The organism is Afipia sp. GW822-FHT04G07, from assembly GCF_058800765.1.
Genome location: NZ_JBXAMP010000001.1, coordinates 2,427,382 through 2,449,121, shown reverse-complemented (window position 1 = coordinate 2,449,121; position 21,740 = coordinate 2,427,382). Strand labels below are relative to the sequence as shown.

The window sequence follows — 21,740 nt, the reverse complement described above, 5'->3', positions numbered from 1 at the left end:
CACGGTCATATTGCAGAGTGAAATACGTTAACGCTGGTCCGTTGATCGTCCGGCGGACGCTGCATCTCGCGATGCGGCGTGTTAGAGTGACGGTATGACAATCGACGTGATCGACCTGCGCAATTTTTATTCGCAGCGCCTCGGAACCGTAGCGCGGCGGCTGATCAGTCGCGGTATCCAGCGGCACTGGCCGCATGCCGATGGCCTGCGTGTCGCTGGGCTCGGCTATCCGACGCCGTATCTGGGATTGTTTCGCGAGGATGCCGAGCGGTGCATCGCACTGATGCCCGCCGCGCAGGGCGTGCTCAAATGGCCCACGGCGCGTCCGACGCTCTCGACGCTGGTGGATGAATTTTCGCTGCCGCTGGCCGATGCCGCCGTCGACCGCATTCTCCTGGTTCACGCGCTGGAAATATCCGACGACCCGGAAGGATTGCTGCGCGAGGTGTGGCGCGTGCTGGCGCCGTCGGGCCGCATGATGGCGATTATTCCCAACCGCCGCGGTGTGTGGACGCGAACCGACAACACGCCGTTCGGCCACGGCCGGCCCTATTCGCGCTCGCAGATCACGCAGTTGTTGCGGCAGACCTGGTTCACGCCGACGGCGTGGGGCGAGGCGCTGTTCGTACCGCCATTCGAGAGCGGCTGGGTTCTGCGGTCAGCGATGGCGTGGGAGCGTATGAGCGCGGCGGTGTCGTCGCCGTTTGCAGGCGTCCACATTGTGGAAGCGTCGAAGCAGGTTTATCGCGCGATTCCTGCGCATCGCGAACGCACGCGGTTGATACCGTCGATGCCGCCTGTGTTGGTGCCGACGACGACACGGTATGACGACGAGCCGTCTGCCGGTTGAACAACATGGGGCTGAACAAAAAGCCCGCCTGAGCGGCGCTCAGACGGGCAATCGAATTGACGCGATGTCAGCCGGACTTACTCGCCAGCCGAGAAATCTTCCGATGAAGGCTGTGCGGCCTGACCTTCAGGACGCGGGCCGGGCGGACGCCGGCGGCGGCGATGGCCGAAGCGCTCGCCGTTCTGATTGCCGTTGGCCTCTGCTCCATTTCCGGCAGGCTGCGGCTGTGCGCCGCCGGTGATGAAGGACGGAAGGCGATCGACCGGCTCGCTCTCGGAAGGTTGCACCGAAGGCTGCGGCTGCGAACGATGATCGCGATCGCGGAAGTTCTGCTCGCGGGGCTGCTGCTGCTCGCGCGGGAATGGCTGCTGCTCGCGCTGCTGAAATTGCGGCTGCGGCTGGGGCTGCGGCTGATGCCCCGGCCCGAATCCCGGCTCCGCGCCGAAGTTGGAATAGCTGTCGCTGTCGTCGCCATTGTCGTCGAGCGAATCGCCATCGATGCGCGGCACGGGCTGCTGCTGCGGCTGGTTCTGGCGGAATTGCTCCTGCGCTGCCGCGATCAGGCGGAAATAGTGTTCAGCGTGCTGGTAGTAATTTTCCGCAGCGACCGGATCGCCGGAGCTGCGCGCATCACGCGCAAGCTGAACGTATTTTTCTGCGACGTGAGATGCGGTGCCGCGAATCTTGATGTCGGGTCCGTTGGACTCGAAAACCCGGGTCATCGGGTTCTGGCCGCGCCGGTTATTATTATTGTTGTTATTATTATTGTTATTGCGGCTGCGCATACGCTTGTTGTTATTCGGGCCGTTTCTCATGTGGTGCCTTCTACCGATTCAGGATCGTGGTGGTTGGTGTGCGGACACGGCGCAGTGCATTCGCGCAAGTGGCGCTGCCGTCCAGTTTCAAATCGTAGTTGCCGTGTTTCGCGTTCAGCAAAGACGCGTTCTCCAAATGCCCGAAGGCAATAAGCCATCAGGGCCGGATCAGCCTGAGCCAGCAGGCGCGATGTTTTGCAGTTGAGTTTTCAAGCGCAATATCAGGCTTTCGTTCGCTTTGCGGTCCCAGGCAGCGCAGCTCTTTCAGCCTTCGCGCCCGTCATGACCCGTCTTTTAGGAACCTTTCATCCGGCGGGTGTCCCTTGCGAGACTTCTGGCTTCAACCCGTATTCCTTAACGGGGGCCACGACCCTGAACCGATGGTGTGTCTGGAACGTAGTCGCTCCGGGTCAATATTCCAAGAGGTTTTTTGTTCCAATCACCCCTTTAAAGCGCCGCTTTTCGCCCCATGACGGCGCGATAAACCCCGCTCAGATCAGCCCGCGGCGGGCCTGGCAGGGTTAATCCCGCCGCGCACATGATTTCACTCACCTGCGCGCTTTGATCATGCCCCATCTCGAATATCAGGGCACCGCCGGGCGCGAGCAGCGTCACCGCCTGGGGCGTGATCGCGCGATAGGCTTCAAGGCCGTCCGCACCGCCGTCGAGCGCCAGATGCGGATCGTGATCGCGCACGTCCCGCTCAAGCGTCTCGATGTCAGCGGTGCGGATATAAGGCGGGTTCGAGACGATAAGATCGAACAAGCCGGAGAGCGCCGTGGCGTAGTCGCATCGAACGAACGCGGCGCGGCTTGCGAGACCAAGATCGCGCGCGTTCAACGCGGCGATCTCCAGTGCCTCCGGGCTGATGTCGGTGCCGACGCCGGTCGCGCTGGGGCATTCCGACAGCAATGCCAGCAGAATGGCGCCAGAGCCGGTGCCGATGTCCGCGATGCGAATGGCGTCGCCGGTGCGGGCCTTGTTGCGGAGAATTTCAAGCGCCGCTTCAATCACCGTTTCGGTATCGGGACGCGGCACCAGGGTCGCCTCCGAGACGCGAAGATCCAGACCCCAGAATTCCTTGCGGCCCAGAATGCGAGCGACCGGCTCGCGCGCGAGCCGGCGTTGCGCGAATTGCGTGATGGCTTTCGCCTCGTCATCGGTGATCCGGCGGGTGGCCCGCGCTGCAAGGCCGGTATGATCGAGATGCAGTGCCGCGCCGACCAGCAGCCGTGCATCGAGGTCGGGGGTTTCGATGTCGCTGTCTTTGAGCCGGGCGGCCAATGCGCGCCGCGCCGCTTCGACGGTGAGGCCTGCGAAGGGTTGAGCCGCGCTCACGTGTTGCCTTGTTCCGCAAGCTGGGCGGCTTGATGCTCAGTGGTCAGCGCGTCCACCAACTCGTTCAAGGCGTCGCCCGCGATCACCTGTGGTAGCTTGTAGAGGGTGAGATTGATGCGGTGGTCGGTGACGCGGCCCTGCGGAAAATTGTAGGTGCGGATGCGCTCGGAGCGGTCGCCCGAGCCGACCTGACCTTTCCGGTCGGCTGAACGTGTCGCATCGATGCGCTGGCGCTCGGCGTCGTAAATACGCGAGCGCAGGATGTTCATCGCGCTGGCGCGGTTTTTGTGCTGCGAGCGGCTGTCCTGCATCATGACGACGATACCCGTCGGGATATGCGTGATGCGGATCGCTGATTCGGTCTTGTTGACGTGCTGCCCGCCCGCGCCCTGCGCGCGCATGGTTTCGATCCGCAGTTCGTCGTTCTTGATGACGACGTCGACTTCCTCGGCTTCCGGCAGCACCGCCACCGTTGCCGCCGAGGTGTGAATACGGCCCTGAGTTTCGGTGTCGGGCACGCGCTGCACGCGATGGACGCCGGATTCGAACTTCAGTTTGGCGAATGCGCCGCGGCCTTGCACCTCGGCGATGATTTCCTTGTAGCCGCCCATGGTGCCCTCGGAGGCAGAGATCAATTCCACCTTCCAGCCCTGCAGCGATGCGAAGCGTTCGTACATCCGGAACAGGTCGCCAGCGAACAATGAAGCTTCGTCGCCACCTGTGCCGGCGCGGATTTCGAGCACCACGTTGCGCTCGTCCATCGCGTCCTTGGGCAGCAATGCGACACGGATGTTCTGCGCCAGTTCGTCGCGGCGTACCTCGAGGTCCGTCCGTTCACTCTCAGCCATGGCGCGCATGTCGGATTCGGTGGCAGGATCGGCGATCAGAGCGTCGATGCCGGCGATCTCCACGACCGCGGCGCGATACGCCTTCACGGCATCGACCACCGGCGCGAGCTCACTCAGTTCGCGGGTGATGCGGACATAGGTTTCCGAATTCACCTGGCCGAGCAGCTCAGCCTCGAGCGAGGCGTGACGCGCCAGCAAGGTATCGAGTTTGGCTTCGGGCAGAGTGGTCATGAGGTCGATCAATCAAGGATGAATTCAACAGCGGCTTCGCAACGGTCCGGAAGCGTCGCTACAACGAAAGCCCTTCGGCTTCGGCGAATTCCATCAGCTTGCCGCGGATCGAGACGCTCCCGGCCGGAGCATCCAGCAGCGGCGTGATCATCGCTTCGGCCTTTTTGGCGTCGAGATCGAGAATCAGCGCCTTCACCGGACCGTGCGCGGTCGCCGAGAGCGACAGCGAGCGGTAGCCGAGCGCAATCAGCGCCAGCGCCCCGAGCGGCTGTGACGCCATCTCGCCGCACAACGAAACGGATTTGCCCGCAGCATTGGCCTTCTTTGCGATGTCGCGCAATGCACGCAGGATCGGCGCTGACAGCGTATCGAACCGGTCGGTGACGCGCGAGTTGCCGCGATCGACAGCAAAGAGAAACTGGAACAGGTCGTTCGATCCCACCGAAATGAAATCGACGCGCTTGAGCAGTTCGTCCATCTGATAGAGCAGGGCGGGCACTTCGACCATGGTGCCGACATCGACGCGCTCGGGCAGGGTGTGGCCGTGCTGGCGCAAATAAGTCAGCTCGCGCTCGATCACGAGCTTGGCCTGATCGAATTCATCGACCTGCGAGATCATCGGAAACATCACGCGCAGATAGCGCCCGGATGCGGCGCGCAGCAGCGCGCGAATCTGTCCGCGCAACAATCCCGGCCGGTCCAGCCCCAGCCTGATCGCGCGCCAGCCGAGCGCCGGATTCTCCTCGACGATCGTGTCCATGTAAGGCAGCGCCTTGTCGCCACCAATGTCGAGGGTGCGGAACGTCACGGGTTTGTCGCCGGCGGCATCCAGCACCGACCGATACAGCGCAAGCTGCTCGCTGGTACGCGGCAGGCTTTGCCCCACCATGAACTGCAATTCGGTGCGGAAAAGCCCGATGCCGGACGAACCGGTGTCGTCGATATGCGGCAAGTCGATCACAAGACCGGCGTTGATCATCAGGTCGATCGATTGACCATCCTTGGTCACGCAAGGCTTGTCGCGCAACTCGCGATATTGCTCCTGCCGGCGGGCGCGGAAACGCACGCGTTCGGCATAGGCCGATTGAATTTCCTGCGACGGCCGGATGTAGATCGAACCCGAGGTGCCGTCGACGATGATGGCGTCGCCGGGATCGGCGATGCCGGCCGCGTTCGGCACTTCGCCAACCGCGGGAATTCCGAGCGCCCGCGCCACGATCGAGACGTGCGAGTTGGCGGTGCCTTCTTCCAGCACGAGGCCACGCAGCCGTTTGCGGTCGTAGTCGAGCAACGCAGCCGGGCCCATCGAGCGCGCGATCAGGATGGCGTTGTCGGGCAACTGCTCCCGCGAGGGCGCGTGATCTTGCCCGACAAGTTGGCGCATCAGCCGGTGGCCGAGGTCCTCGAGGTCGTGCAGGCGGTCGCGCAGATACGGATCGGTCGAGCGCAGCATGCGGGCGCGGGTGTCGGATTGCACGCGCTCGACGGCGGCTTCCGCGGTGAGACCTGTCGCGACGGCCTCATGCAGCTTGTGCTGCCAACCCTGGTCGTTGGCGAACATGCGGTAGGCTTCGAGCACGTCACGATGTTCGCCGCCGTCGGCCACGTCGCCGCGCTCCAGCATCCGGTCGAGATCGGCGCGCAGCTTGAGGATCGCGGTGTCGAGCCGCTTGAGTTCCTTCGGCAGGTCCTCGGCGATGTAGTTGGTGATGACGACGCGCGGCTCATGCAGCACCACGTGACCGAGCGCGATGCCGTCCGACAGCACGGCTCCGGTCTTGTGCAGCGAGTGGCGCGCGGCAGGTTCGGCGCCGGGCTTGGCGATGGACGACAATTCGCCCGACGCGATCATTTCCGCAACGACCATCGCGGTGGTCTGCAGCGCCTCGACTTCTTCCTCGACATAGGTGCGGTGAGCGCGGTTCTGCACCACCAGCACACCGAGGGTATTGCCCGAGCGCAGGATCGGCACGCCGAGGAACGAATGGTAGATTTCTTCGCCGGTTTCCGGGCGATACGAGAACGCTGGATGCGATTGCGCGTTCGATAGGTTCAGCGGCGTCGCCTCGGAAGCGACAAGGCCGACGAGGCCCTCATGCGCGGTCAGAACCGTTTGGTGGACGGCGTCGCGGTTCAGACCTTCGGTGGCGTAAAGCTCAAGGGTGTTGTCGACGCGCAGCACGTAGGTCGAGCAGACCTCCGCCACCATGTTGGCGGCGATCAGCACCACGATCTTGTCGAGGCGTTCCTGAGCGCTGACCTGTTCGGCCATCACTTCGCGGAGCCGTCTCAACAAGACGCGGGGGCCTCCCAGCGCGCTCCGCATCCGTTGACATCCCTACCCTGCAACTCCAGCGCGGCGCGTGTTCAGCCGCGATAGCGTTAACTCCAAGTAAAATAACGACTTTTCTGGTCGCGCCTTTGCTTTTTACTGATTCCGGAACGTATCCGACGGTTCGGAACCAGAGGCGCGGGCGCGCGTGCCTTATCCTGAGGCTATATCGAATTGAGGCGCGTTTTGCCAAGCAAAACACCTGCCAAATATCAGATCTGTTCCAGCAGAACGGCCTCGGCAAAAATCCGCCGAGGGACGAGCAAAGCGCTACGCCTGATCCAGTCCATAGAGCGTGTGAAGCGTCCGGACGGCCAGCTCGGTGTAGGCAGCATCGATCAGCAGCGAGAACTTGATCTCGGAGGTGGTGATGGCGCGGATGTTGATGTTGCGCTCGGACAGGGCCTTGAAGGCCTGCGCGGCGACGCCGGCATGGCTTCGCATCCCGATGCCGATCACCGACACCTTGGCGACATCGGTGGCTGAATCCATCGCCTTGTAGCCGATCTTGTCCTTCGCCTTGGCGATGGTGTCCTTGGCGCGGGTGTATTCGGAAGCCGGCACAGTGAAGGTGAGGTCGGTGGTCTTGCCGTCCTCGGACACGTTCTGGACGATCATGTCGACATTGATGCTGGCATCGGCCAGCGGACCGAAGATGGCCGCGGCAACGCCGGGCTTGTCGTCGATCTGGCGCACGGAAATCTGGGCTTCGTCCTTCGAGAAGGCGATGCCGGTGACGACTTGGCTCTCCATGATTTCCTCCTCACTGCAAATCAGCGTTCCCGGCGGTGTGCCGTGCGGGTCGATGTCTTCCGGCTTGTCGAAGCTCGATCGCACGAACACCGGCACGTTATGAACCATGCCCAGTTCCACGGAACGGACCTGAAGCACCTTGGCGCCCTGAGACGCCATTTCCAGCATTTCTTCGAACGCGACCTTCTCAAGCCGCCGCGCCTTCGGCACCACGCGCGGATCGGTGGTGTAGACGCCGTCGACGTCAGTATAGATGTCGCAGCGATCGGCATGGATCGCGGCCGCGATGGCGACCGCAGAGGTGTCGGAGCCGCCGCGCCCGAGCGTGGTCACACGCCCCGTCGGCTGATGGATCCCCTGGAAGCCGGCGATCACGGCGACTTCCTTGCGATCCTTGAAGCGCTTGATGAGTTCGCCGCCGTCGATCCCGGTGATGCGGGCTGACGCATGTGCATCGTCGGTCAGGATCGGGATTTGCCAGCCCTGCCACGAGCGCGCCTGGATGCCGAGCGACTGCAGGACGATGGCAAGCAGGCCCGCCGTGATGAGTTCGCCGGAGGCCACGATGGCGTCGTATTCGCGCGCGTCATGCAGCGCCGAGGCCTCGGTGGCCCAGCCGACGAGTTCGTTGGTCTTTCCAGACATCGCCGACACCACGACGGCCACGTCATGGCCGGCATCGACCTCGCGCTTCACATGCTGCGCGACGTTGCGGATGCGGTCGATATTGGCGACGGACGTGCCGCCGAATTTCATAACAAGGCGGCCCATTTTCTAAAATCTCGGCGAATGGCGCTGTCTGGTCAGGCTGGTTGTCGGGAAGGGGTCAGTTCCGCGCAAAACGGCAGCGCGGCCCCGAAAAGGCGGCTATACATACCCATGAGGTCGCGGGCAAGCAACACCGGCGGCCTGCCGCAGCCATAGTTGAGGATGGGAATGGGCCGCTATATCGACGATATTTTGCAGCCGGGAGAGAAGATTCTGTATTCCACCACGATTCACGGGATCGTCTACGTGCCCGGATTGTCGTGCCTCGCGGTGGCGGCCATCTGCCTGGTCGGGTCGGGTGGTGGGGTCATCTTTCCACTCCTGGCGGCGAGCGCGTTGTTCGCGCTTCTCGGAGGCGTTCTCCTGTTCCGGGCGTGGTTCCAGCGCTGGACCACCGAAACGGACGTCACCTCGCTCCGGGTGGTTCACAAGGAGGGGTTTATCCAGCGTCAGACCTTTGAGATGAGCCTGGATAAAATCGAAAGCGTCGATGTCACCCAGAGCATCGCGGGACGGATTTTTGGATGGGGAGATGTCAAGGTGAATGGTGTCGGAGAGGGCACCAAGACGATAAAGATGATCGGTGCGCCGATCGAATTCCGCAACCACATCACGGCACGATAATTTCTCGAACGCGACAAGAGTCAGAACGCCCGGCATGAATCAAAATTCTTCACCTGCGTCCACGGTCGATCCCGGCGAAGTCGCGCGGTTCTCGCAGCTGTCCGACGAGTGGTGGGATCCCAAGGGCAAGATGGCGCCGCTGCACAAGATCAATCCGCTGCGGCTGGCCTATATCCGCGATGCAGCATGCCGCAAGTTCGACCGCAGCCCGAAGAGCCTGGGCTGTCTCTCGGGATTGCGCATTCTCGATATCGGCTGCGGCGCCGGGCTGCTCTGCGAACCGCTGGCGCGGCTGGGTGCGCAGGTGATCGGTGTCGATCCGTCGGCGACCAATATCGCGGTTGCGAAATTGCATGCCGACAAGTCCCACCTGCTGATCGACTATCGCTGCACGACCATCGAGGAGATCAACCCGCGCGAACGCTTCGACATCGTGCTGGCGATGGAAGTGGTTGAACATGTCACCAATGTCGGGACGTTTCTGGACCGCTGCGCGGCGCTGCTCAAACCGTCGGGTATGATGGTGGTGTCCACCATCAACAGGAACTGGAAAAGTTTCGCACTGGCCATCGTCGGCGCCGAGTACGTGCTGCGCTGGCTGCCCCGCGGCACCCATCAATGGGACAAGTTCGTTACGCCGGCTGAACTGACGCATCATCTCGAGCGCAACAAGCTCGCCATCAGCGATCAGGCGGGGGTGGTCTACAATCCGCTCGCGGATCGCTGGAGCGTCTCGTCCGACATGGATGTCAATTACATGGTGGTCGCGGAAGCGGCGACGTAATCCGCATTACTGACATGTGGCCGCGCCGGTTGACCGTGTGCGTCAAGTATAGACTTTTCTGAATCCGGCGCTTCCGCTGCACTGGTTTTCCTTTTCCTCATGGCACAACTCATCTGGCTCTGGATTCCCTTCACCCTGCTGGCGGCGGCGGGGCAGGTCGTGCGCAATGCGATGCAGCGCGGGCTGACGGCGCAACTCGGCACGCTCGGCGCGACCCATATCCGGTTTCTGTTCGGATTTCCGTTCTCGCTGGTTTTTCTTGGGTTGATTCTTGCCGCCAATGGCGATCGCTTGTCCTGGCCCGAGGCCGGTTTCTGGGCGTGGCTGGTGGTCGGCGGCATGGCGCAGATTTTCGCCACCGCCCTGATGCTGATGGCCATGAACGAGCGGTCGTTCGTGGTCACGACGGCGTATCTCAAGACCGAGGCGATCCAGGCGGCGATCTTCGGCTTCGTATTTCTGTCGGATCATCTCACGGTGCTGAAGGTCGCGGCCATTTTGATCGCCACTATCGGCGTCGTAATTACCGCGCTGCGGCCCGGCGGCGTGAAGGGGTTCGGCAGCCTGAAGCCGACCGTGCTCGGCCTTGTCGCGGCGTCGTTCTTTGCGCTGTCGGCGGTCGGTTATCGCGGCGCCATTCTTAATGTAACCGGCGTGAGCTTTGTCACGGCGGCCAGCCTGACGCTGGTGGCGACGCTGCTGATGCAAACCATCGTGCTGTCGGGCTGGCTGATCGTGCGCTCGCCAGGAACCATGACCGCGATCTTCCGGCTCTGGAAACCGTCGATGTTCGCAGGCTTCATGGGATCGTTCGCCTCGCTGTTCTGGTTTCTCGCCTTCGCGCTCACCGCGGCGGCGAATGTGCGGACGCTGGCGCTGGTCGAGGTGCTGTTCGCGCAGGGGGTTGCCTACTATTCGATGAAGCAGCCGTTGTCGCTCCGCGAACTCAGCGGCATCGCGCTAATACTGATTGGCGTCGCGATGCTGGTGGCGAGTTGATTATTTCTTGACGGCGAGAAGCACCGCGCCCGCTGCAATCAGGGCGATGCCCAGCCAGCCGGTGGCGGACGGGCGCTCGCCCAGAAAAACGAACGCGAACAGGGCGACCAGCACCACGCTCAGTTTGTCGATGGGCGCGACTAGCGTCGCAGGGCCGAGCTTGAGCGCGCGAAAATAACACAGCCACGACGCGCCGGTGGCGAGCCCCGACAGCACGAGGAATGTCCATGTCCGTCCGCTGATCGCGCCGGGCGCTCTGAACTGGCCGGTGGCGAAAAGAATAATTGCGAAGCTCGCCAGCACGATGACGGTGCGGATGAATGTCGCAAGGTCTGGATTGACGTCCTCGACGCCGATCTTGGCGAAGATGGCGGTGAGCGCGGCGAACACTGCCGAGAGCAGGGCCCACATCTGCCATGAGCCGGACCATGAGATTGAATCGGGACTCATGAGGAGCCTGTCAGAATGATTCTAGTTCCGGTCATCCGGCAAGATCGGCAGCGGTGCAACTTCGACGCCTTCGTCGATCAGCGCGCGTGCTTCTTCCGTGGTGGCCTCACCATAGATCGCGCGGTGTTCGATGTCGCCGTAGTGCATCTTGCGGGCTTCGTCCGGAAACTTCTTCCCGACATTGTCCGCGTTCTTGAGGACATGATCGCGCAGTTCTTTCAGCTTTGAGACAAGCTCGCGTTCCTGCGGCGCCATCACCAGCGATGTCGATGATGTCTCCTCGGCGGGTGCGGTCATCGATCTGGATTTCCCCTTGCGGGCGATGCGCGGCGCCATGATGGCCTTCTCCACCTTGGTGGAGTTGCAGGCCGGGCAGGAGACGAGCCCGCGCTTGTGCTGGCTGTCGTAAGCGGACGAGCTTTGAAACCAGCTTTCGAATTCGTGGCCGCGCTCGCAGCGCAGCGCGTACCGGATCATGCCGATCCCCGGACCAGATGCAGATGCTCCGGCCCGGCTTTCGGATCGATGAGGCCAAAGCGGCGGCCGTGCTGCAATGATGGAATGTTGTTGCGGACCGATTGCACCTTGGCGGGATCGATTTTCGCCAGCACGACGCCAGTTTCGACGCCACCTTCGGCAAGAATTTCGCCCCACGGATCTATGATCAGCGAATGACCGTAGGTCTCTCGTCCGCTCTCGTGTTTTCCGGCCTGCGCGGCTGCGAAAATAAAGCAGCCGTTCTCGATGGCGCGGGCGCGCAGCAGTGTGTGCCAGTGCGCTTCTCCGGTTTTGACGGTGAACGCGGAAGGTACGGTGATGAACGACGCACCCGCTTCCGCAAGCGCGCGGTACAGCGCCGGAAAGCGCACGTCGTAGCAGATGGTCAACCCGATGCGGCCCCACGGCAGATCGGAGATTACCGCCGCTTCGCCAGGCTGATAGTTGGCGGATTCGCGATAGCTCTCGCCGCCTTCAAGGGTGATGTCGAACATGTGGATCTTGTCGTACCGCGCCAGAATATTGCCGGTCGGCGCGATCAGAAACGACCGGTTCACCGCGCGCTCGGGCGTCGCCCGCAGCGCGAGCGATCCGATGTGGAGATAAATCTTCAGTTCGGCGGCCAGTTCGCGATAGGCCTTCAGGGAAAGATCGTCTTCCTCGCTCGCCAGAATTTCAAACAGCGCTTTGCGGTTCTGCTGGATGATGTTGCTGACTTCCGGAGTCTGGACGTAATCCGCGCCCTTGTCCTTCGCCTCGCGGATCAGTTTGATGCCCTCGGCCAGACTGGTTTCCGGCCGCATGGCGGTGCGCATCTGCACCATCGCCGCGGTGAACGGAGCGCCGGTTTCAATGCTGTCTGTCATGACGAGACTTTCTGGCCGGTCAACAAGCCGTCAAGCTTGCCTTCGCGGTCGAGTGCATAGAGATCGTCGCAGCCGCCGACATGCTGCTTGTCGATGAAGATTTGCGGGAACGTCGTGCCGCCATCTGATCGCGCCACCATCTCGGAGCGCCAGTTCGGGTCGATCGCGACATCGTATTCCGTGAAGGCGGCATTCTTGCGCGTCAGCAGCGACTTGGCGGCGCTGCAATAGCCGCATCCGGGCCGCGTGAAGATCTCGATGACTGCGGGCATGTCTCGCCTTTACGAAACGGGGAAGTATCCAAATTATATGGGGGTCTGATGCGTGTCCACAACCCGCGAGAACACCAGCACGTCCACCGATGCAGCCCTGGCCCGCAACAGCGCGCGGGCGCAGGCGTCCACCGTCGCGCCCGAGGTCAAAACGTCGTCAATCAGCACGATCCGGCGGCCCTGCACGGCAGGTTTCTTCTCCGGTGGCACCTTGAACGCGCCCTGGACGTTCAGCGCGCGGTCTGCCCTGGAAAGTCCGACCTGCTGCAATGTGGGCCGGACCCTGCGCAGGACGTCGCCGACCACGGGCAGGTTCGTGGATTTGCCGATCACGCCTGCCAACGCGCCGGACTGGTTGTAGCGGCGGCCCCACGCGCGCCGCCAGTGCAGCGGCACCGGAATAAGGGCGTCCGCGTCATTCAGGAGTTCACGGCCGGCGCGCGTCATCCAGCGGCCCATCGTAGGCGCAAGGTCTGTGCGGTCCTGATACTTCAGCGCATGGACCATCGTTCGCGCCACGTCGTCATACCGGACAGCGGCGCGGGCGCGGTGATAGGCGGGTGGATCGGCGATGGCTTGCATCGACAGTAGGCCCGGCCCCGGATCGTAGACGAAAGGGATGCCGAGCCGCGCACAGAATGGCGGCGCGATGAACGACAGTTTCGCCCAGCAGGACGCGCAAACGCCTTCGCCCGCGACGGGCTCGCGACAGGAGATGCACAACGTCGGCAGGGCGATATCGAGGGACAGGCGGGGGATGGAAGCGAGCGTTCCGCGAACGGCCCTGAACGCGCCAAAAACCCGGCTTTGGAGCCGGACGCTCAAAGGACGCGGTGATGCGTGCTCAAGCTCTGACATGATCTCCCTGCCCCGGGGAGGCTAGTTCCGGTGCCCGCCGCTGACAAGCGCGCCTCCGGGCAATTGCCAGATGAGTCCCGGAAAGCGTACGAACGGCTCATGACTGTCTCCCGGAACGATGCCCCGCCACGCCTGTTCGACCTTGCATTGCTGCGCGTCCGGCAGGGCCGCGCGGCCCGTCTTGGCCCGGCGACGTTCCTTGCCGACCGCGTGGCCGACGACATGGCCGAACGGCTGAGCGTCGTGAAACGCGACTTCGCTGCCGTGGCTGATATCGGATCGCCGGGAGCGGCTTCCCGGAATCCGTCGAGCGAGACATTCAACGGAACGAGGGCATATTACGATCTGCCGGCGTCAGACGATGAGACCCTTCCGATTGATCCGGGCTCGCTCGATCTCGCGGTCTCATCGCTCGCGCTGCAATTCGTCAACGACCTGCCGGGCGTGATGGCGCAAATCCGCCGCGCGCTGAAGCCGGACGGACTATTTCTCGCGGCCATGATCGGTGGTGAGACGCTTACGGAGTTGCGGCAATCGTTCGCGGCAGCCGAGGCCGAAGTGGAAGGCGGCGTGTCGCCGCGTGTCGCGCCGTTCGTTGATCTGCGCGATCTGGGCGCGCTGTTGCAGCGCGCGGGCTTCGCATTGCCGGTGACGGATGTGGATCGCATCGTCGTGCGTTACGACAACGCGTTCGCGCTGATGCAAGATTTGCGGCGGATGGGCGCGACCAACATTCTTGTTGAACGCCGCCGCACGCCGTCGCGCCGCGCGACCTTCGTGAAGATGGTGCAGGTCTATGCCGAGCGTTTTTCCGATCCAGACGGACGTATCCGCGCCACCTTCGATGTCGTCTGGCTTTCGGGTTGGGCGCCGCACGAGAATCAGCAGAAGCCGCTGAAGCCAGGATCGGCGAAGATGTCGCTGGCGGACGCGGTCAACAAGGTGCGGGATTTGAAGTCATAGTTATCAGAGATGCGGCCGGCATGCTTCCAGTTCCGATTCAGTTTTCAAACAGCCACGCGTGATTATTCTCGCGCCATGCGCGAGGTGAGTTTTTGGTTTCGCCCGCTCTAAACAACGAGGGGCATGGAGCGCCGCGAGGCGCACCTTGTGTTTGTTTCGCTTCCGGCACCGCGTGCGAAGCGGTGTGTCTCCGGAAGCGCATCGCCTCACGGCGCTCCACTGCGGCGATTTTGGGCGAGAGGACCGTACTTCCGGGACAGGACGGACGCGGTGCGTCTTTATCCAGCGGGATTTCCCCGCCTTCATCCTGTCCGCGTCCAGCCGCGAACGGCAGAGCCACGTAGTTGGCCCGGACGGTGACCCCAGCCTCCCGAGCGCGTGTTTGCGAAACACACGTGCAGGCGCCGTATCCTGCTCCGCTCTCAAGACGCCTCTAGAAAGCGCCCCTCACGAACAGGACACGCCGAACATAAGCGAGGTCCGGAGCGCGGGGATTCGTGTCCCCATCACGAAATGTTTCGTCGTAGCCCACATGGCCGGGCCTGCGCCAAGCGGCGCATCCCGGAATAACGAGCACTGAATGTGCAATCTGGATTGCTTCGCTTCGCCGTGACAATTTACAACAGCAAATCCGTCAAATGCGCGATCAGCGGAATGTCCGCGGGCGGCATCGGATAATCGCGCAATTTGTTCGCGCGCACCCACGCGAGTTGCTGACCCTCTCGCGCGGTGACCACGCCCTGCCATTTTCTGCAAACGTACAGCGGCATCAGCAGATGAAAGCTGTCATAACCGTGGCTGGCGAAAGTCAGCGGCGCGAGGCAAGGCTCCTCCACCGTGATGCCGAGTTCTTCTGCAAGCTCGCGGATCAGCGCGGGTTCGGGACGTTCGCCGGGTTCGAGTTTGCCGCCGGGAAATTCCCACAGGCCCGCGAGCGTCTTGCCCTCGGGGCGCTGCGCGATCAGGACGCGGTTGTCTGCATCGATCAGCGCGCAGGCGACAACGAGGGTGAGCTTGATCACGAGCGATAGTCGCCGTTGATCGCGACATATTCCTTGGTGAGGTCACAGGTCAGCACGCGGTCGCGGCCCTTGCCGAGACCAAGTCCGACCTTGATCTGGATTTTCGGCTGCTTCATCAGCGCGGACACTTCCGCCTCGTCGTAGGACGGATCGCGCGCGCCCTTGCTGGCGACGCGGATGCCATTGAACGCGATCGACAGCTTGTCGCGGTTGGCCGGTTCGCCCGCCTTGCCGACCGCCATGACCACGCGGCCCCAGTTGGCGTCCTCGCCTGCGATTGCAGTTTTCACCAGCGGCGAATTGGCGATCGACATGGCGATCTTGCGCGCCGACGGCTTTGACGTCGCGCCTTCCACGATAATCTCGACCAGCTTGCGCGCGCCTTCGCCGTCACGCGCGACTTGTTCCGCCAAATCGGCCAGCACGCCGTGGAACGCCTTGGTGAAGGCCTTTAACTGCGGATCGCTTGCGCGCCTGATGGTCGGCGCGCCACGTGCCGCGGCAGCTCCCGTGGCGAATGCCAGCAGGGTGTCCGAAGTCGAGGTGTCGCCGTCGATGGTCACGGCGTTGAATGTATCTTCCACGCCGGCCTTGAGCAGCGATTGCAGGACGGCGGCGGACAGCGGCGCGTCGGTGAAGACGAAGGAAAGCATGGTCGCCATGTCCGGCGCGATCATGCCCGCGCCCTTGGCCATGCCGTTGATGGTGACCTTGGTCTTGCCGAGTTTCACGGTGGCGGTGGCGACCTTCGGAAAGGTGTCCGTCGTCATGATCGCGCGCGCGGCGTTCATCCAGCCATCCGGCTCGGCGCTTTTGGCGAGATCGCCGAGCACGCCGTTGAATTTGGTCGCGTCGAGCGGCTCCCCGATCACTCCGGTGGAGGCGAGGAATATCTTGGCCGGGGTGGTTTCGGCAGCTTTGGCGGCGATCGAAGCGGTCAGTGTTGTCGCCTGCTTTCCGGTTTTACCGGTGAAGGCGTTGGCATTGCCGGAATTGACCACCAGAACGCGGGCTTCACCGCCCTTGAGTTTGGCGCGGCACCAGTCCACCGCAGCGCTCGGGCATTTCGACTTGGTGAAAACACCCGCCACCGTGGTGCCCTTGTCGAACAGCGCCATCAGCACGTCGGTGCGGTTCTTGTAGCGGATGCCGGCCGCCGCTGTTGCAAGGCGCACGCCGTCGATCTGCGGCATCTCGGGGACATTTGTAGGGGCGAGTGGTGAAATCGCGGTGGACATGGGAGTGCTCGATTCCTTGATGAGGAGGAGCGCTCTGTATCACCTCTCCCCGCTCGCGGGGAGAGGTCGGCTTTCGAGCGAAGCGAGAAAGTCGGGTGAGGGGCAAATCGGTAACATCTGGCCCCTCATCCGGCTCGCAAAAAGCTCGCCACCTTCTCCCCGCACGCGGGGAGAAGGAAACAGGTCGATTTACTTTTTCTTGGCGGGCGCGTCCGGAGCCTTGGCTTCAGGAGCCTTGGCCGCCGGCGCGGCTGGCGTTGCCGCAGCGGGTTCGTCCTTCTTGTCCAGCCGCTCGACCTTTGCGGCCGTCCGCAAGTTGGTGACGTAGTCGGCCTGCGCCTTGCGCACCACGAAGGTTTCGATCTGGCCCTTGACCTGATCGAAGGCCGGGGGCTTGCGGTCGCGGGCTTCCTCGACCTTGATGACATGCCAGCCGAACTGCGATTTTACCGGATCCGAGATCTTGCCGGGCTCGAGCGCGAAGGCGACCGCCGAAAATTCCGGCACCATCTGCTCCTTGGTGAAGAAACCAAGATCGCCGCCGTCAGCAGCGCCCGGGTCCTTCGACTTCTCCTTGGCGAGCTTCGCGAAGTCGGCGCCCTTCTCGAGTTCGGCCTTGATGGCCTTCGCTTCTTCCTCGGTGGGGACGAGGATATGGCGAGCGCGCACTTCCTTCTCGCCGGAGACCTGCTTGGTCGCGTCCTCATAGACCTTCTTCATGGCGTCGTCGGTGACGGCGGTCTTGCCTTCCGTCGCAAGAAGGCTGTCCATCAGAAGGCGGTCACGCGCAAACGCGAGCTTCTGCTTGAAATCCGCCGTATCGCCGACCTTCTTGGCGTCGGCGGCCTTGGCGACGATCTTCATGTCGATCAGGAACGAGATCAGGTTCTCGCGACGGGTCGACGGATCCATCTGCTGGAGGCTTGGCCCCAGCTCTTCCTCGGCCACGGCCAAATCGCTCTGGCGAATCTCCGCGCCGTTAACTTTTGCGATCACGGCGTTGGCGTCCTGCGCGCGAAGCGGCTGGCCGGCCATCAGGATGACAGCGAGACACACTGCCGCAGTCGATGTGAGTAGTCCGAGTCTCAGTCCAGGTCGCGCGCCCAGTCTGCTGAGAGGGGCTGTGCGGTTTGGAGAAACGGTCATGGAAAATCCTTTTAGGTCAAAGTCGGACGGTTCGGGAGGCGGGACACTCGCCCAACCTCTGCGCGGAAGCAACGCGTAAAAGCCGTCAAAATCATGAAATCCTTGAGAGGTTCGCGCGTTGACAAGGCTTTGGACGGCCCATATCTCTCCCGCAGGCGCTCCTGGCTGCCGCGGGGCTTTGCCGCGGCCGAGCGGGTGAACCTCGGAATTCGCATTCCGCACTCATTTCCAAGGATTGTTGCCCTCGGATTCGCCCAGAATTTGCGCAAGGCTTTGCCCTGCAAGCAATTTTTGGGATAGGCCTCTTACGGATTAAAGGGCTGCCAGGTTAAGGGCTGCTGCCGCAAGACCAAACGACAAGACAGGAATTTTTCATGCTTGGCGCGCTCGCCCGCAAGTTTTTCGGTTCCGCCAACGACCGGCGGATCAAGGGGTATCAATCTCGCGTCGATGCCATCAACGCGCTCGAACCCGAGATCGCCGCGCTGTCCGACGAGGCGCTGAGGGCCCGGACAGACGAGTTCCGCAAGCAGCTCGCGGAAGGCAAGACTCTCGACGATCTGCTGGTTCCCGCATTCGCGACCGTTCGCGAAGCCGCGAAGCGCACTCTCGGTCAGCGCCATTTCGATGTGCAGCTGATCGGCGGCATGGTGCTGCACGAGGGCGATATCGCGGAGATGAAAACCGGCGAAGGCAAGACGCTGGTCGCCACCCTCCCGGTCTATCTCAACGCGCTGGCCGGAAATGGCGTTCACGTCGTGACCGTCAACGATTACCTCGCCAAGCGCGACTCCGAGTGGATGGGCCAGGTCTACGGCTTCCTCGGCATGACAACCGGCGTCATCGTTCACGGCCTCGACGACCTCGAGCGCAAGGAAGCCTACGCGAAAGACATCACCTACGGCACCAACAACGAATACGGCTTCGACTATCTGCGCGACAACATGAAGTACCGGCTGGAGGACATGGTCCAGCGCGGTCACTTCTTTGCCATCGTCGACGAAGTCGACTCGATCCTGATTGACGAAGCGCGCACCCCGCTGATTATTTCGGGTCCGCTCGACGACCGCTCCGAATTCTACAACACCATCGACACTTACTTGCCGAAGCTCGACAAGGCGACCGACTTCGAGGTCGACGAGAAGCAGCGGACCGTGACGCTGACCGAAGCGGGCATGGAGAAGATCGAAACGCTGCTGCGCGATGCCGGTCAGCTTAAGGGCGATTCCCTCTACGACGTCGAGAACGTCTCCGTCGTTCATCACATCAATCAGGCGCTGCGTGCGCATTCGCTGTTCCAGCGCGACAAGGATTACATTGTCCGCGACGGTGAGGTGATCATCATCGACGAGTTTACCGGCCGCATGATGCCGGGCCGCCGTTATTCGGAAGGTCTGCATCAGGCGCTGGAAGCCAAGGAACATCAGCCGGTCCAGCCGGAAAACCAGACGCTGGCCTCGATCACGTTCCAGAACTATTTCCGCATGTACGAAAAGCTTGCCGGCATGACCGGCACGGCGGCGACCGAAGCGGACGAACTGTTCGACATCTACAAACTCGAAGTCATCGAGGTCCCGACCAACGTGCCAATCGCGCGCCTCGACGAGGACGACGAGGTTTACCGCACCGCAGAGGAAAAGCATCGCGCCATCCTGGCCGAGATCGAGCGCGCCAATTCGCGAATGCAGCCGGTGCTGGTCGGCACCGCGTCGATCGAGAAGTCGGAAGTGCTCGGCGAGTATCTCGCCAAGAACGGCTACAAGCAGATCGACTTCAACAGCCCGAAGTCGATGGAGAAGCTTTACGCCGCTGCGCGCGCAGGAAAGCCGGCGAAGCTGTTCGCGGTGCTCAACGCACGTTTCCATGAACAGGAAGCCTACATCGTTGCCGAAGCCGGCGTGCCGGGCGCAATCACCATCGCCACCAACATGGCGGGCCGCGGCACCGACATCAAACTCGGCGGATCGCTGGAAATGCGCGCCGCCGCCGCCACCGCCGGTATCGAGGACGAAGCTGAAAAGCAGAAGATCGTCGACCAGATCAAGGCCGACATCGAACGCTTCCGCGAGATGGTGCTGAAGTCCGAAGAGGTGATCGAGATCGAGCCCGCCAAGGGCAGCAAGCCGGCCAAGACCATCACCAAGCCCGGCGGCTTGTACATCATCGGTTCGGAACGCCATGAGTCACGCCGCATCGATAACCAGTTGCGCGGCCGCGCGGGCCGCCAGGGCGATCCGGGCCGCACCAAATTCTTCCTGTCGCTGGAAGACGATCTGATGCGCATCTTCGGGTCGGACCGGCTCGATACGATGCTGACGCGGCTCGGCCTCAAGGAAGGCGAGGCGATCATCCACCCGTGGATCAACAAGGCGCTCGAGAAGGCGCAGCAGAAGGTCGAGGCGCGCAACTTCGACATCCGCAAGAACCTGCTCAAATTTGACGACGTGCAGAACGATCAGCGCAAGGCGATCTTCGATCAGCGCGTCGATCTGATGCGCGACCAGAATGTCGCCGAGACCGTCGCCGACATGCGTCACACCCTGGTTGACGATCTGGTCACCAAGCACGTGCCTGCGCAGGCTTACGCCGAGCAGTGGGACGTTGCAGGCCTTCGCGAGGAGTTGAAGCGCGTGCTCGATCTCGACCTGCCGGTCGAGGAGTGGGCCAAGGAAGAAGGCATCGCCGACGAGGAGATGCTGGCCCGTATCGAAAAGCGGGTCGATGAGGTGATGGCGGCGAAATCCGCCCAGTTCGGCCCGGACGTCATGCGCTATGTCGAGAAATCGATCCTGCTTCAGACACTGGATCATCTGTGGCGCGAGCATCTCGTGATGCTGGATCACCTGCGTCAGGTGATCGGCCTGCGCGGTTACGGCCAGCGCGATCCATTGCAGGAATACAAGTCGGAAGCGTTCACGCTCTTCGAGGGGCTGATCAGCCATCTGCGCGAGGCGGTGACTGCGCAATTGGTGCGGGTCGAAATCGTGCCGCCGGATGAGCAGCCGGAACTGCCGCAGATGGAAGCGCACAAGCTCAACCCGAACACCGGGGAAGACGAAATGGCGTTCGCGCAGGCGTCGCTTGCTCCGGTGCCGGCCGCCCAGCGCGATCCGCAGAATCAGGCGACGTGGGGCAAGGTGGGCCGCAACGAGGACTGTCCCTGCGGCTCCGGCAAGAAGTTCAAGCACTGCCACGGCAAGTATGCCTGATGCCGACGTCGGATCCGTTGATCGTCATCTTCGGATCGTCGTCGGATATAGGACAGCGCGTCGCCCGTCGCTTAACGAGCGGCGGCCACCGCGTGACGCGGGTGTCCCGTCAGCGCGACGGTCAGGCCGCTGACGGCCCAGGGATGCATCGCTTCGGCGACCTGTCATCGACCGCCGATGGCGACTCGCTACGTGCGCTGGTCGCCGACGCCGATGTTGTGGTGTCCTGCGCCCATGCCCGGTTCACCAGCCGCATTCTGGATATTTTGCCTCAGCGCGACATTCCGCTCGTTCTGGTCGGCTCCGCATGGCGTTACTCGCGGGTCTCGGAGCCCGCCGCAGAACTGGTGCGGTCTGCGGAGGCGGCATTTCTGGCCAGCGGACGGCGCGGCGTGATGCTGCATCCGACGATGATCTATGGCGGGTTTCAGGAAAACAACCTGCGCCGCCTGATCAAGTTGCTTCGAAGGACGAGAGTGCTGCCGCTGCCTGGCGGCGGACGTCATCTCGTTCAGCCGGTCCATGTCGATGATGTCGCCGATGCAATCGTTGCGGCGACATTGCGCGAATGGCCGGGACCGAATGTTATTCCGATCGCGGGTCCGAAGGCGATGCCATGGCATGAAATGACCCGGGCCTGCGCACGAGCGATGGGGCAGAATGTTACGATTGTGCCCATTCCCCTGTCCCCGGTCATCACGACGCTTGAACTGATGCGGCGGATGAAAATTTCGTTGCCGCTCGACCCGAACATCCTCCACCGTTTCCGGGAGAACACGTCGATCTCCATCGACGAGATGGTTTCGGTTCTGGGGGTGAATCCGCGGCCATTCCAGGACGGACTGGCGGAGCTTGTCGCAGCGGTCGATTAGTCCG

20 protein-coding genes are annotated in these 21,740 nt (G+C 62.6%); 7 read left to right on the top strand and 13 right to left on the bottom strand.

Annotation, left to right across the window (positions count from 1 at the left end; translation table 11 throughout):
- Window positions 1-94: 94 nt before the first annotated feature.
- Window positions 95-850 (top strand): methyltransferase domain-containing protein, encoded by a 756-nt coding sequence (locus AC1RKJ_RS11975; protein WP_492791176.1) that lies wholly within the window; start codon window positions 95-97, stop codon window positions 848-850.
- A 77-nt stretch (window positions 851-927) separates the two neighbouring features.
- Here AC1RKJ_RS11975 and AC1RKJ_RS11970 read toward each other — a convergent pair whose 3' ends face one another.
- The 5 genes from AC1RKJ_RS11970 to AC1RKJ_RS11950 form a co-directional block, all read right to left on the bottom strand.
- Window positions 928-1,665: a DUF4167 domain-containing protein gene (locus AC1RKJ_RS11970; RefSeq protein ID WP_492791175.1), complete on the bottom strand. Its 738-nt coding sequence runs from the start codon at window positions 1,663-1,665 to the stop codon at window positions 928-930.
- Between the two features lie 447 nt (window positions 1,666-2,112).
- Entirely contained in the window at window positions 2,113-3,003 is an 891-nt protein-coding gene (prmC, locus tag AC1RKJ_RS11965; RefSeq protein WP_492791174.1) for a peptide chain release factor N(5)-glutamine methyltransferase, read from the bottom strand.
- On the bottom strand, window positions 3,000-4,082 hold the full coding sequence (gene prfA / locus AC1RKJ_RS11960) for a peptide chain release factor 1 (RefSeq protein WP_492791173.1): 1,083 nt from the start codon (window positions 4,080-4,082) through the stop codon (window positions 3,000-3,002). The genes prmC and prfA overlap by 4 nt, the downstream gene beginning before the upstream one ends.
- A gap of 58 nt (window positions 4,083-4,140) precedes the next feature.
- The gene (gene ptsP / locus AC1RKJ_RS11955; protein ID WP_492791172.1) at window positions 4,141-6,408 is read right to left on the bottom strand and encodes a phosphoenolpyruvate--protein phosphotransferase; all 2,268 of its coding nucleotides are present in this window, start codon (window positions 6,406-6,408) and stop codon (window positions 4,141-4,143) included.
- Window positions 6,409-6,684: 276 nt separating this feature from the next.
- Complete coding sequence (locus tag AC1RKJ_RS11950) at window positions 6,685-7,938, bottom strand: aspartate kinase (RefSeq protein WP_492791171.1); 1,254 nt, start codon at window positions 7,936-7,938, stop codon at window positions 6,685-6,687.
- A 165-nt stretch (window positions 7,939-8,103) separates the two neighbouring features.
- Between AC1RKJ_RS11950 and AC1RKJ_RS11945 the strand changes: the two genes are divergently transcribed.
- From AC1RKJ_RS11945 to AC1RKJ_RS11935, 3 genes are all read left to right on the top strand, one after another.
- A complete protein-coding gene (locus AC1RKJ_RS11945; RefSeq protein ID WP_492791170.1) occupies window positions 8,104-8,559 on the top strand; it encodes a PH domain-containing protein in 456 nt (151 codons plus the stop codon).
- A gap of 34 nt (window positions 8,560-8,593) precedes the next feature.
- On the top strand, window positions 8,594-9,343 hold the full coding sequence (ubiG, locus tag AC1RKJ_RS11940; RefSeq protein WP_492791169.1) for a bifunctional 2-polyprenyl-6-hydroxyphenol methylase/3-demethylubiquinol 3-O-methyltransferase UbiG: 750 nt from the start codon (window positions 8,594-8,596) through the stop codon (window positions 9,341-9,343).
- Between the two features lie 99 nt (window positions 9,344-9,442).
- A complete protein-coding gene (locus AC1RKJ_RS11935) occupies window positions 9,443-10,342 on the top strand; it encodes an EamA family transporter (protein ID WP_492791168.1) in 900 nt (299 codons plus the stop codon).
- Here the strand turns inward: AC1RKJ_RS11935 and AC1RKJ_RS11930 are convergent, their stop codons facing one another.
- Genes AC1RKJ_RS11930 through AC1RKJ_RS11910 form a run of 5 tightly spaced genes read right to left on the bottom strand, consistent with a single transcriptional unit; the run spans window position 10,343 to window position 13,286 of the window.
- Window positions 10,343-10,792 carry an EamA family transporter gene (locus AC1RKJ_RS11930; protein ID WP_492791167.1) on the bottom strand — a complete coding sequence of 150 codons (450 nt, stop codon included), beginning with the start codon at window positions 10,790-10,792 and terminating at the stop codon, window positions 10,343-10,345.
- A gap of 21 nt (window positions 10,793-10,813) precedes the next feature.
- Entirely contained in the window at window positions 10,814-11,269 is a 456-nt protein-coding gene (locus AC1RKJ_RS11925; protein WP_492791166.1) for a DUF1178 family protein, read from the bottom strand.
- Window positions 11,266-12,156 carry a carbon-nitrogen hydrolase family protein gene (locus AC1RKJ_RS11920; RefSeq protein WP_492791165.1) on the bottom strand — a complete coding sequence of 297 codons (891 nt, stop codon included), beginning with the start codon at window positions 12,154-12,156 and terminating at the stop codon, window positions 11,266-11,268. The genes AC1RKJ_RS11925 and AC1RKJ_RS11920 overlap by 4 nt, the downstream gene beginning before the upstream one ends.
- On the bottom strand, window positions 12,153-12,428 hold the full coding sequence (grxC, locus tag AC1RKJ_RS11915) for a glutaredoxin 3 (protein ID WP_492791164.1): 276 nt from the start codon (window positions 12,426-12,428) through the stop codon (window positions 12,153-12,155). The genes AC1RKJ_RS11920 and grxC overlap by 4 nt, the downstream gene beginning before the upstream one ends.
- 33 nt (window positions 12,429-12,461) lie before the next feature.
- Window positions 12,462-13,286, bottom strand: a complete 825-nt coding sequence (locus AC1RKJ_RS11910) for a ComF family protein (protein ID WP_492791163.1) — start codon at window positions 13,284-13,286, stop codon at window positions 12,462-12,464.
- 99 nt (window positions 13,287-13,385) lie between these two features.
- Here AC1RKJ_RS11910 and AC1RKJ_RS11905 point away from each other — a divergent pair, with 99 nt between their 5' ends.
- Window positions 13,386-14,249, top strand: coding sequence for a methyltransferase domain-containing protein (locus AC1RKJ_RS11905; RefSeq protein WP_492791162.1), 864 nt, complete (start codon window positions 13,386-13,388; stop codon window positions 14,247-14,249).
- Between the two features lie 617 nt (window positions 14,250-14,866).
- Here the strand turns inward: AC1RKJ_RS11905 and AC1RKJ_RS11900 are convergent.
- From AC1RKJ_RS11900 to AC1RKJ_RS11890, 3 genes are all read right to left on the bottom strand, one after another.
- Window positions 14,867-15,271 (bottom strand): (deoxy)nucleoside triphosphate pyrophosphohydrolase, encoded by a 405-nt coding sequence (locus AC1RKJ_RS11900; RefSeq protein ID WP_492791160.1) that lies wholly within the window; start codon window positions 15,269-15,271, stop codon window positions 14,867-14,869.
- Window positions 15,268-16,509 carry a bifunctional glutamate N-acetyltransferase/amino-acid acetyltransferase ArgJ gene (gene argJ / locus AC1RKJ_RS11895; RefSeq protein ID WP_492791159.1) on the bottom strand — a complete coding sequence of 414 codons (1,242 nt, stop codon included), beginning with the start codon at window positions 16,507-16,509 and terminating at the stop codon, window positions 15,268-15,270. The genes AC1RKJ_RS11900 and argJ overlap by 4 nt, the downstream gene beginning before the upstream one ends.
- 189 nt (window positions 16,510-16,698) lie before the next feature.
- Window positions 16,699-17,655 (bottom strand): peptidylprolyl isomerase, encoded by a 957-nt coding sequence (locus AC1RKJ_RS11890; RefSeq protein WP_492791158.1) that lies wholly within the window; start codon window positions 17,653-17,655, stop codon window positions 16,699-16,701.
- Window positions 17,656-18,029: 374 nt separating this feature from the next.
- On the opposite strand from AC1RKJ_RS11890, the gene secA reads away from it, so the two are divergent.
- Both secA and AC1RKJ_RS11880 read left to right on the top strand, forming a co-directional pair.
- Window positions 18,030-20,864: a preprotein translocase subunit SecA gene (secA, locus tag AC1RKJ_RS11885; RefSeq protein WP_492791157.1), complete on the top strand. Its 2,835-nt coding sequence runs from the start codon at window positions 18,030-18,032 to the stop codon at window positions 20,862-20,864.
- Window positions 20,864-21,736: an SDR family oxidoreductase gene (locus AC1RKJ_RS11880; protein ID WP_492791156.1), complete on the top strand. Its 873-nt coding sequence runs from the start codon at window positions 20,864-20,866 to the stop codon at window positions 21,734-21,736. Before secA ends, AC1RKJ_RS11880 begins: the two co-directional genes overlap by 1 nt.
- Window positions 21,737-21,740 lie beyond the last annotated feature (4 nt).